Annotated in this window: 10 protein-coding genes; 8 read left to right on the top strand and 2 right to left on the bottom strand. The window is 44.1% G+C overall.

What is annotated here, in order from left to right; translation table 11 throughout:
• Positions 1-25: 25 nt before the first annotated feature.
• Positions 26-2,650 carry a bifunctional uridylyltransferase/uridylyl-removing protein GlnD gene (glnD, locus tag FKN05_RS00195; protein WP_099611623.1) on the bottom strand — a complete coding sequence of 875 codons (2,625 nt, stop codon included), beginning with the start codon at positions 2,648-2,650 and terminating at the stop codon, positions 26-28.
• Positions 2,651-2,766: 116 nt separating this feature from the next.
• Entirely contained in the window at positions 2,767-3,609 is an 843-nt protein-coding gene (map, locus tag FKN05_RS00200) for a type I methionyl aminopeptidase (protein WP_161427070.1), read from the bottom strand.
• Between the two features lie 414 nt (positions 3,610-4,023).
• On the opposite strand from map, the gene rpsB reads away from it, so the two are divergent.
• The 8 genes from rpsB to rseP all read left to right on the top strand — a co-directional run bounded on the left by rpsB (position 4,024) and on the right by rseP (position 11,512).
• A complete protein-coding gene (gene rpsB, locus FKN05_RS00205) occupies positions 4,024-4,752 on the top strand; it encodes a 30S ribosomal protein S2 (RefSeq protein ID WP_161427069.1) in 729 nt (242 codons plus the stop codon).
• Positions 4,753-4,884: 132 nt separating this feature from the next.
• On the top strand, positions 4,885-5,727 hold the full coding sequence (gene tsf / locus FKN05_RS00210; protein ID WP_170886554.1) for a translation elongation factor Ts: 843 nt from the start codon (positions 4,885-4,887) through the stop codon (positions 5,725-5,727).
• 143 nt (positions 5,728-5,870) lie between these two features.
• Positions 5,871-6,602 carry a UMP kinase gene (pyrH, locus tag FKN05_RS00215; RefSeq protein WP_099611619.1) on the top strand — a complete coding sequence of 244 codons (732 nt, stop codon included), beginning with the start codon at positions 5,871-5,873 and terminating at the stop codon, positions 6,600-6,602.
• 36 nt (positions 6,603-6,638) lie between these two features.
• Complete coding sequence (frr, locus tag FKN05_RS00220) at positions 6,639-7,196, top strand: ribosome recycling factor (RefSeq protein ID WP_099611618.1); 558 nt, start codon at positions 6,639-6,641, stop codon at positions 7,194-7,196.
• 91 nt (positions 7,197-7,287) lie between these two features.
• Entirely contained in the window at positions 7,288-8,040 is a 753-nt protein-coding gene (gene uppS / locus FKN05_RS00225) for a polyprenyl diphosphate synthase (protein ID WP_099611617.1), read from the top strand.
• 16 nt (positions 8,041-8,056) lie between these two features.
• Positions 8,057-8,899, top strand: coding sequence for a phosphatidate cytidylyltransferase (locus tag FKN05_RS00230; protein ID WP_099611616.1), 843 nt, complete (start codon positions 8,057-8,059; stop codon positions 8,897-8,899).
• Between the two features lie 49 nt (positions 8,900-8,948).
• Positions 8,949-10,157: a 1-deoxy-D-xylulose-5-phosphate reductoisomerase gene (ispC, locus tag FKN05_RS00235; protein ID WP_099611615.1), complete on the top strand. Its 1,209-nt coding sequence runs from the start codon at positions 8,949-8,951 to the stop codon at positions 10,155-10,157.
• The gene (gene rseP / locus FKN05_RS00240) at positions 10,154-11,512 is read left to right on the top strand and encodes a sigma E protease regulator RseP (protein WP_161427068.1); all 1,359 of its coding nucleotides are present in this window, start codon (positions 10,154-10,156) and stop codon (positions 11,510-11,512) included. Before ispC ends, rseP begins: the two co-directional genes overlap by 4 nt.
• Position 11,513 lies beyond the last annotated feature (1 nt).

Raw genomic sequence — 11,513 nt, forward strand, 5'->3', positions numbered from 1 at the left:
GTTATCGTGATCTGGCTGATATCGGTTAAGGCGCGAGACTGGCTACATTTTCAATTAACCGCTCACGCAATGCCGTTGCTTCTGCTTCTGTTAACTTTCCCCCATTGGTACTGGTGAGAATAAATAAATCTTCGGCGCGTTCACCAATCGTAGTAATTTTGGCGGCATGAAGGTTAATATTGAGTTCAGAAAAGGTTGCCCCAACGGTGGCAAGTAATCCAGGAGTATCGAGTGCCACAAACTCCATTAAGGTGCGTTTCTTACTTTTAGTGGGGAGAAAATCAACTTGAGTCGGTACGTTAAAGTGTTGCAAATTACGAGGTATGCGGCGAGTTTTAATTTTTGTTGGGCGACCATCATGCAATACATGCACGAGATGCTTTACCAATGATTTATGTCGTAACTCTTCAATTGCTTGTCCGTTATGATCTAAGACCATAAAGGTATCGAGTACATATCCGTCTTTACTGGTCATGATTTGTGCGTCATGAACGTTTAGATTACGCCTGTCTAATTCTGCCACAACGGTCGCAAATAATGCGGGTTGGTCTTTGGTGTATACGAACACCTCCGTTCCTCCTCGAGTGGCTTTTTTACTAATTAAGACTAACGGTTGGTTTGCATCATGATGAGTGAGTAGGTGGCTACCGTGCCAAGCGATCTGTTTATGTGTGTGACGTAAGAAATAATCTGCTTTAAAACGTTGCCAGAGGAGTTCAATGCGACGGCTGGCGAATCCTTCCTTGCGCAGTAAAGCGGATGCCATTTGTTGGTTATGACGAATTCGCTCCCGGATATCGACCGGGTGCTCTAGTCCACGCCTTAGCGCTCTTTGAGTGGAATAGAACAATTCTGCCAGCAAGGTACGTTTCCAACTGTTCCAAAGCTCAGGGTTGGTGGCACAAATATCAGCAACCGTTAAGCAGACTAAATATTCGAGATGTTCTTCATCGCGCACTTTTTTGGCAAACTCAATAATAACATCAGGATCGTAAATATCACGTCTTTGGGCTGTGACTGACATTAACAGATGGTGTTGTACCAACCAGGCCACAAGTTTACCTTCGGGCTTAGAGAGCCCATGTTCAATGCAGAAGTCGTAAGCTTCAACTGCTCCGATTTCAGAGTGATCACCGCCGCGCCCTTTGGCTATGTCATGGAATATAGCCGCAATAATCAATAATTCTTTTTTTTGTATTTTCGGGTATATTTCACAACAAATAGGGTGTTTGGAGCGATTTTTTTCATCATTAAATAAGTTGATGTGTTTAAGTAATCGAACGCTGTGCTCATCGACGGTATAAGCATGAAATAGGTCAAATTGCATCTGCCCAACAATTTGACTCCATTGCGGAAGATAGGCCGCTAATACCCCCAATTTATGCATTTGACCGAATGCTTTGTGCAGGGCATTCGGATGGCGGGTTAATGCCATAAACTTTTCTCGAGCGAGAGGGATGGTGTGTAGAAATTTATTTAATCGACGGCGAGCAGTGCGTAATTGACGCATAGTCGAAGGGGCAACACCTTGAATGGTGGAATCGCTGGCAATATGTAAAAACATATCCAAGATGGTTTCTGGCCGAGCCTGGAAAAGTGCCGGTTTACGGGCTTCAATTAATGCTCCTCGGCGTTGGAAATCATCATCAATGATTTCTGGTTTGCTCTCTTGACCATGATTTAAGATCGCTTGATCAAACAGTTTTAGTAGCATTTTGTTCAATTCTGCCACACGACGTAAAGTTCGGTAGAACTCTTTCATCATCATTTCTACTGGACGATTTCCTTCGCCAGTAAAACCGAGGTGTTCAGCCACTTGTGCTTGATGAGCGAAGGTTAATCGGTTGTCGTAGCGTTTAAGCTCAAGGTGTAGGGCAAAACGGATGCGCCATAAAAAGTCTTGGCATTCGACTAACTCTCGATATTCTGCATCAGTGAGAAAACCAAAGCGGCTCATTTCATACAGTGTTTTAGCACCAAAATGGCGGCGAGCAACCCAACTTAACGTATGGATATCTCTTAAACCTCCTGGGGTGGATTTTATGTCGGGCTCAAGATTATAGGTAGTATCATGATAGCGAGCATGGCGGGCACGTTGCTCTTGAATCTTTGCTTGGTAAAACGTTTCGCTTGGCCAAAAAGAATCAGAGTCGACAAGCGATTGGAGTTGTAAAAAGACGGTTTCGCTACCGCAAAGTAAGCGAGCTTCTTGTAGGTTCGTCGCAACGGTTAAATCTTCTCGGCCAATTTCAGCACATTCAGATAATGTCCGTACCGCATGGCCAACCTCCAAGCGTAAATCCCATAATAGCGTGATAAATTCACTGATCTTACGCCCTAGTTCATCGGCTAATTTATGCTCTGATACGATCAAAATATCAATGTCAGAGAGCGGGTGGAGTTCACCGCGTCCATATCCGCCAACAGCAGCGAGGGCAATTTCAGGATGATGATGAAAGCCAAATTGCTGCCACAGTCGATGCAGTAATAAATCCATATATTCTGCACGACCAAGCACAAGGTCTGTCACAGAGTGGCGGGCTAAAAACTTTTGTCGCTGATAAAGAGAAAAGCAATCTAATTGTTGCTTTAATTCGTCGACATTGAGCTGTTCGTTAGTAAAACGAAGCGGAGATAAGTAAGAAGGCATAACAAGCGGTCCGTGCAAAAGAGTGAGCTCAGGTCTGTATTGAATCTAACAGAAATCAATCACTGAGCTCAAGCGCTCCTTTATAGCATATTGATAGAGCTGACCGCTTTTTGCTATTAGGCGTTGTGAAAAATACGAGGGATGGTTTCTTCTTCACGTAAAGTTAAAATTTCACAGCCATCAGCGGTGACCAATAAGGTGTGCTCCCATTGCGCTGAATTTTTGTTGTCTGCGGTATAGACAGTCCAGTTGTCCTCATCATCAAGCCGGCAACCAAATTTACCCGCGTTGATCATCGGTTCAATGGTAAAAATCATTCCTTCACGCAAGACTGTGCGATCATTATTGCGGTAATGCACCACTTGTGGCTCTTCATGAAACTCAGCCCCAATACCATGCCCACAATAATCACGCACAATCGAAAATTTCAGGCGAGGATTATTTTTATTGTTGGTTTTGATGTGTTTTTCAATCGCGGTACCAATCTCACCTAACTGTATACCAGGTTTAACTTTTTTCAGGGATAGATACAAACACTCTTGTGCGACAAAACAGAGGCGTTTATCAGCCGGAGAAACCTCACCGACGAGGAACATTTTGGAGGTATCACCATGGTAACCATCTTTAATTACTGTGACATCGATATTCATAATGTCGCCCTCTTTAAGTACCGCCGGGCGCAGGATTTGTCCAAAATAAGTATCTTGTGAGGCTGGGATGCCATGGCAAACAATATGATTAATCGAGGTGCAAATGGACTTTGGAAAGCCATGATAATTAAGCGGTGCTGGAATTGCGCCTTGTACTTCAGTGATATACTGGTGACAAATTTTGTCTAGTTGTTCTGTCGTTATCCCCGGTTTTACATGGGGCTCGATCATTTCTAGAACCTCTGCAGCGAGTCGACCTGCGATTCGCATTTTTTCAATCTCTTCAGCATTTTTAATTTTTACAGACATCGGCTTTCTCTACTCATTTTTATGCACTCCCGTGCCAATCGCAATATTGTAACAGTGCAAAAAGGAAGCGCAAGAAGCGACTTAGATAAGAATGAGAATTATAGAGAATTGATATCCCCCGCTTACCTGCAACGCCAGGTTGTTTGGGTATCTTTTATTCTCGTCATCGTGTTGGCCTGTTGATGATAGCCAGTCGTCAAGTAATTATTACTAGCCACATTGCGGCTAAATATGGTATAAAGCGCGCCGGAATACTGGTCTATTTTCTTCATGTTTGACGAGTTAGATCGGCTCCATACACATTTAACTTTAAATCACACACATTCCGACACGTGTTCCGGGGTGCTTCCAGTGGTCACTGAGAAGTCGGATGCATGGGGGATGTGGAGGCCTAACCCCATAGAGGATTATATAATGGCAACTGTATCAATGCGCGATATGCTAAAAGCGGGTGTTCACTTTGGTCACCAGACTCGTTACTGGAACCCAAAAATGAAACCATTCATCTTTGGCGCTCGTAACAAAGTTCATATCATCAACCTAGAAAAAACCGTACCAATGTTCAATGAAGCACTTGCTGAAATGACTAAAATCGGTGAGAAAAAAGGGAAAGTTCTTTTCGTAGGTACTAAGCGCGCTGCATCTGAAGCTGTTAAAGAAGCTGCAATTGCAAGTAACCAATACTACGTAAACAACCGCTGGTTAGGCGGTATGCTAACTAACTGGAAAACAGTTCGTCAGTCAATCAAACGTTTAAAAGATCTTGAAGTTCAGTCAACAGACGGTACTTTTGAGAAACTGACTAAGAAAGAAGCTCTAATGCGTACCCGTGAAATGGAGAAATTAGAGAAATCTCTTGGTGGTATCAAAGATATGGGTGGTCTACCAGACGCTCTATTCGTTATCGATGCTGATCACGAGCACATCGCAGTTAAAGAAGCAAACAACCTAGGCATTCCAGTATTTGCTGTTGTTGATACTAACTCTAACCCAGATGGTGTTGATTACGTTATCCCAGGTAACGATGATGCAATCCGTGCTGTTCAACTATACTTGAACGCCGCTGCTGAATCAGTTAACGAAGGTCGCAACAAAGATCTAGCGGCTGTTGCTGAAAAAGACGGCTTTGTTGAAGCGGAATAATTTGCGGCTCTGAGTCACACTTAGTTCTATCTATTATAATAAATAGTATAGGTTAGGTGATCGTTAGCATTGGGGGCCGAATCGATAGGCCCCCAATTTTTACCATATCCAGAATCAACTGAGGAATAGAGAATGGCTGTTACTGCTGCTCTAGTTAAAGAACTGCGTGAACGTACTGGCGCAGGTATGATGGAATGTAAGAAAGCGCTTGTTGAAACCAATGGCGATATCGAATTAGCGATTGAAAACATGCGTAAAAGCGGCGCTGCGAAAGCGGCGAAAAAAGCAGGTAACATCGCTGCTGAAGGAACTATCATCATTAAACAAGGCGAGGGCATTGCTGCTCTTGTTGAAATCAACTGCCAAACTGACTTCGTTGCAAAAGATGGTAACTTCCTAGCGTTTGCTAATGAAGTTGCAGAAGCTGCTCTTGCGTCTAAAGTCGACGTAGAAGGACTACAAGCTCAATTCGAAGAGACTCGTATTGCACTCGTGGCTAAAATTGGTGAAAACATCACCATCCGTCGCGTTCAATATATCGAAGGCCAAGATTTGGCTTCATACAGCCACGGCTCTCGTATCGGTGTGGTTGTTGCAGGTGCTGCAGATGCAGAAACGTTGAAACACATTGCGATGCACGTAGCGGCTTCTCGTCCAGAGTATGTAAACCCTGAAGATGTTCCTGCTGACGTTGTTGCGAAAGAACGTGAAGTTCAAGTTGAAATCGCAATGAACGAAGGTAAACCAAAAGAAATCGCAGAGAAAATGGTTGAAGGCCGCATGAAGAAATTCACCGGCGAAGTTTCTCTAACCGGTCAAGCTTTCGTGATGGAACCCAAGAAAACCGTTGGTGAAATTCTGAAAGAAAAAGGTGCTTCAGTTTCTTCATTCGTTCGCCTAGAAGTAGGTGAAGGTATTGAAAAACAAGAAGGCCTAAGCTTTGCTGAAGAAGTAGCAATGGCTCAAAAAGGTTAATCGTTATTTGATTACACCATTAAGACCGTAGCCAAGGCTGCGGTCTTTTTACGAATGCGGTAATCTTAGTCGTGATGAATATATTTATACGGCAAGTCTATTCATGACGGTTAATTCACAACACTCTTTGGAAGGTAAAATCCATGACAACGAACCCTAAACCCGCGTATCAGCGTATTTTGTTAAAATTAAGCGGCGAAGCATTACAAGGCGATGAAGGTTTTGGTATCGACCCTGCTGTGCTTGATCGCATGGCACAGGAAGTGAAAGAACTCGTGGAATTGGGGGTTCAAGTTGGTGTCGTGATCGGTGGCGGCAATTTATTTCGAGGTGCAGGGCTTGCCGCTGCGGGAATGAATCGAGTTGTGGGTGACCACATGGGAATGTTGGCAACCGTGATGAACGGTTTAGCAATGCGTGACGCTCTGCACCGTGCGTATGTCAATGCTCGTGTGATGTCTGCTATTCCACTAAAAGGCGTGTGTGATGATTACAATTGGGCTGATGCGATTAGCCAATTGCGTCAAGGTCGAGTGGTTATTTTTTCGGCGGGTACCGGTAACCCTTTCTTTACGACAGATTCTGCTGCTTGTTTACGTGGTATTGAAATTGAAGCCGATGTGGTCTTAAAAGCGACAAAAGTAGACGGAGTCTACAGTGCTGACCCTGTAGCTAACCCTGATGCTCAACTGTATGATAAACTGGTTTACAGCGATGTACTGGACAAAGAACTTAAAGTGATGGATCTTGCAGCCTTTACTTTAGCACGCGATCACAAGATGCCAATCCGTGTCTTTAATATGAATAAACCAGGCGCGTTACGCCGTGTGGTCATGGGTGAAGCGGAAGGTACACTAATCAGTGCCGCAGTATAATCACGCTCAAGATGAAATAAGAATTAAGGTGATATTGTGATTAATGAGATCAAAAAAGACGCTCAAGAGCGTATGGAAAAAAGTGTTGAAGCGCTAAAGAATAACCTTTCTAAAATTCGTACTGGCCGCGCTCATCCAAGTTTACTTTCTGGCTTGTCAGTTGAATACTATGGTGCAGCAACACCACTCAACCAAATTGCTAATGTCGTGGCAGAAGATGCCCGTACGCTAGCGATTACGGTATTTGATAAAGAACTGACCCCTAAAGTCGAAAAAGCGATTTTAATGTCTGATCTTGGCCTTAACCCAATGTCTGCTGGGACGGTAATTCGTGTACCACTGCCACCACTCACAGAAGAGCGTCGCCGTGATCTAGTTAAGATTGTGCGAGGAGAAGCTGAAGGTGGACGTGTTGCCGTACGTAATATTCGTCGTGATGCAAACAACGATCTTAAAGCTCTTTTGAAAGATAAAGAAATTTCAGAAGATGAAGAACGTAAAGCTCAAGATGAGATCCAAAAGCTAACGGATGTCGCCGTCAAGAAAATTGATGAAGTATTAGCGTCCAAAGAAAAAGAGCTAATGGAAGTTTAATTTCATAACAACATGTAAAAAAACGCTGTGCTCGCAGTGCAGCGTTTTTTTATGCTACCCTTCATCATCTTTTTGTCATCATTACGTTTCTATGCAAAATTCGCCACTCTCTTCAGATGTTCTTCCCAAGCATATCGCAATCATTATGGACGGCAATGGTCGTTGGGCGAAAGCGCAAGGTAAACCTAGGGTTTTTGGTCATAAAAATGGGGTTTCAGCAGTACGTAAAACGATCACAACCGCCGCGAAATTAGGGATAAAAGCTGTCACTTTATTTGCTTTTAGCAGTGAAAATTGGCGGCGTCCTGAAGAGGAAGTCGGTGTATTGATGGAGCTCTTTATTAGCGTTCTATCTACCGAGGTCAAAAAATTACACAAGAATAATCTACGCCTTCGCATAATTGGGGACAAAAGTCGCTTCAGCCAGCGGTTACAAAGTAAAATAGCCCAAGCAGAAGCTTTGACTCAAAACAATACTGGGATGGTAATTAATATTGCGGCGAATTATGGTGGCAAATGGGACATTACCCAGGCGGTGCGTGAGATTGCAACCAAAGTCAGCTGCGGTGATCTTTCGGTAGATGAAATTGACGAAGGCGTTGTTGCTAACCATCTTACAATGGCCGACCTTCCTGAGGTCGATCTGCTGATCCGTACCAGTGGTGAATGTCGGATCAGTAATTTTATGCTTTGGCAGTTAGCCTACGCAGAAATGTACTTTACCCCGGTTTTTTGGCCAGAGTTTGGTGAAGAGAGTTTAATTGAAGCCATGACTTGGTTTGTGAATCGGGAGCGACGGTTTGGTTGTACCGGTGAGCAAATTAAGGCATTGATGACATCATAAAATAGGACGTCTAAGTTTGAAGCAGAGAATTATTACAGCGCTCTTACTTGCCCCCTTGGTTATTGCTGGGATTTTTTTTCTCCCGCTAAGCGGATTTATTTTGGCTCTAGCCTTGGTCACCTTTTTGGGGTTTTGGGAATGGACTCAGTTTGTTTCTTCCTCGTCTCGCTATTTAGCGTTAATCCCGAGCGTTGTTGCAGGAGGAGTGAGCTATTTTTTCCTTGCACCTCAACTGGCTTTATCGAGTGAGTTATCGTCGATTCAGAGTGCTATGCTCATGACTGGTTCGGTTTGGTGGGTTTTTTCTAGTGTGCTCGCGGTTACCTATCCTAAATCTCGTGGTTGCTGGGAGTCATCCAATACCGTCCGTCACCTGTTTGGTTTACTCACTTTATTGCCTTTTTTCTGGAGTGTGATTTTTTTACGCGCTGAACATTTTACTGTTGATAGTTACCATGGTGCGAAATTAGTTCTATTTGTTTGCTTGATTGTCTGGGCGGCCGATAGTGGTGCTTATTTCGCCGGTAAGAGCTTTGGCAAGCATAAAATGGCACCAGCGGTTAGCCCAAACAAGACGATTGAGGGGTTAATGGGGGGCGTTGTCGCTGCGATGATGGTTGGGTGGTTTTTTGCTGATGTTTTTTCAATTCAATTTACCTCCTCTTTTATTATGATGCTGACCATTTTGATCACGGTGGTCATTTCTGTTTTGGGAGACCTAGTTGAAAGCATGTTCAAACGAGTCTCAGGGATCAAAGATAGCAGTAATCTTATTCCCGGACATGGGGGGATTTTAGACCGAATTGATAGTCTGACGGCCGCTTTCCCTGTGTTCGCGCTTCTCTATTTCTTATTCTAATGTCGAGCGATGCGATATTGCTCGACTGAAACCATGGCATTTTTTGGATATGTGTAAATTAACGATTCTGGGAGCGACGGGGTCTATTGGATCCAGTACGCTTAAAGTTGTTGCTGAGAATCCTGACCGGTTTACCATTGTGGCGTTAGCCGCTGGGCGAAATGTAACCAAAATGCGTGAGCTTTGCCAAACATGGCGACCTAAATATGCCGTGATGGCCGATGCTACCGCTGCTCAGTTGTTGACAGAACAACTAACTGCTTTACATTTGACAACCGAAGTGTTGTATGGCGAAGAAGCGATGTGCTACGTCGCTGCTCATGAAGAAGTCGATACCGTGATGGCAGCCATTGTGGGTGCTGCCGGGCTTATCCCAACCATGTCCGCCGTTAAGGCAGGCAAGCGAATATTATTAGCAAATAAAGAAGCGTTAGTGATGTCTGGTCAGCTATTTATTGATGCTGTTGACACGTATGGTGCGACGCTGTTGCCCGTTGATAGTGAGCATAATGCGATTTTCCAATGTTTGCCTGTTGATGCTCAAGCCAAATTGGGACGGTGTGATCTTTCTGCCAATGGCATTTCTCATATTCTGCTTACCGGTTCCGGTGGCCCTTTTCGCTATAGTGATGTTGCTTCATTGCATGATGTGACTCCTGAGCAGGCGATTGCTCATCCTAATTGGTCTATGGGGCCTAAAATTTCTGTTGATTCGGCAACCATGATGAATAAAGGGTTAGAATACATCGAGGCTAAATGGCTTTTTAATGCCTCGCGTGATCAGTTGAATGTTCTGATCCATCCTCAGTCTGTAATTCATTCAATGGTTCAGTATCAAGACGGTTCTGTGATCGCACAACTTGGTGAGCCAGATATGGCCACGCCAATAGCCCAGGCTTTGGCCTATCCTCAACGTATTACAGCCGGTGTTCGACCACTTGATTTTACGCGTTTGAGTGAGTTGACTTTTATGGCGGTCGATTATCAACGCTACCCGTGCTTACAATTGGCTATTGATGCGTGTTACTTGGGGCAACATGCAACAACATCATTAAATGCAGCCAATGAAGTTGCTGTCGATGCTTTTTTGCGAGGTCAAATTCGTTTTACTGATATCGCAACTATCAATGATAAGGTATTGTCTAAAGTTTGTGGGACTCACAGCCCGTTACATTCTTATAATTTGGAAAGCCTACTTGAGCTAGATACAATAGCTCGCAGTTTTGCTAATCAAACCTTAAAAGAGCGCATGTTATGAGTGGCATTTTGTGGAACTTTATCGCCTTTGTAGTCGCCCTAGGAATCTTAGTGGCGGTACATGAGTATGGTCATTTTTGGGTCGCGAGAAAGTGTGGGGTTAAAGTTGAAAAGTTTTCGATTGGCTTTGGACGAGCGATCTGGAAACGAATGGGGAAAGATGGCACTGAATACAGTCTTTCGATCATCCCCTTAGGCGGTTATGTCAAAATGCTCGACAGTCGAGTGGCCGATGTGCCCGTTGAAATGCAACCATTTGCTTTTGATAAAAAATCACTGTGGCAGCGCTCTGCAATTGTCAGTGCGGGGCCTATCTTCAACTTTCTTTTTGCTTTGGTGGCATATTGGTTGGTGTTTTTAATCGGAGTGCCAGCCGTTAAGCCTGTGATTGGAGAGGTGACCCCTTATTCTATTGCGGCGCAGGCTGGTGTTGAACCCGGTATGGAAATCAAAGCTGTCTCTGGCAGCAAGACGCTTGATTGGGAATCGGTCAATATGGGCCTTATCCGTCACATTGGTAACGATCAATTAACATTGACGGTTTCTTCACCTGATCGCATCGGAATTGATGAAATCAAAACTTTTGACCTACGTTCATGGAACTTTGATCCTGAAACCGAGTCTGCTATGGGAGCGTTAGGATTTAAACCGTTTATGCCTGCGGTTTCGACCGTATTAGCGAGCATTTCATCGGGTAGTGCAGGAGAACGAGCGGGGTTACAGGTCGGTGATGTACTGACGAGGATTAATGGTCAACCCATTGCCAATTGGCAGCAAGCTGTGGCCGATATCCAAGCCAGCCCCGATAAAGCGTTAACCTTGGCAGTCGAACGCGATCAAAATATGATTCTTTTATCGCTGACGCCAGACAGCCGAACATTAAAAAGTGGCGAGGTAATTGGTTTTGCGGGTATCGCACCTCAAGTCGAAGCGTGGCCAGAAGGGTATCGTTTTGAATTACAATTTGGTGTTTTGGAGTCGATCGATAGAGCTTTTGACAAAACGGGACAAGTGATTGAATTAACACTAAGCCTATTGAAAAAGTTACTTGTCGGTGATGTGGGTTTAAATAACCTTAGTGGGCCGATTTCAATTGCAAAAGGGGCTGGTACGACCGCTGATTACGGGTTGGTTTACTTTTTAGGTTTCTTAGCCTTAATTAGTATTAACCTTGGAATCATCAACTTAGTGCCACTCCCTATGCTTGACGGTGGCCATTTGCTCTTCTTTGCGATTGAAGCTGTAATAAGACGGCCTGTACCGGAAAAAGTACAAGAAATAGGCTACCGACTCGGAGGCGTGATCATTTTTTCCCTAATGGCGTTGGCAATATTTAACGATTTTACTCGCCTGTGAT

The organism is Vibrio sp. 1-1(7) (assembly GCF_013048485.1).
In the GTDB taxonomy this organism is placed as follows: Bacteria; Pseudomonadota; Gammaproteobacteria; order Enterobacterales; family Vibrionaceae; genus Vibrio; species Vibrio fujianensis.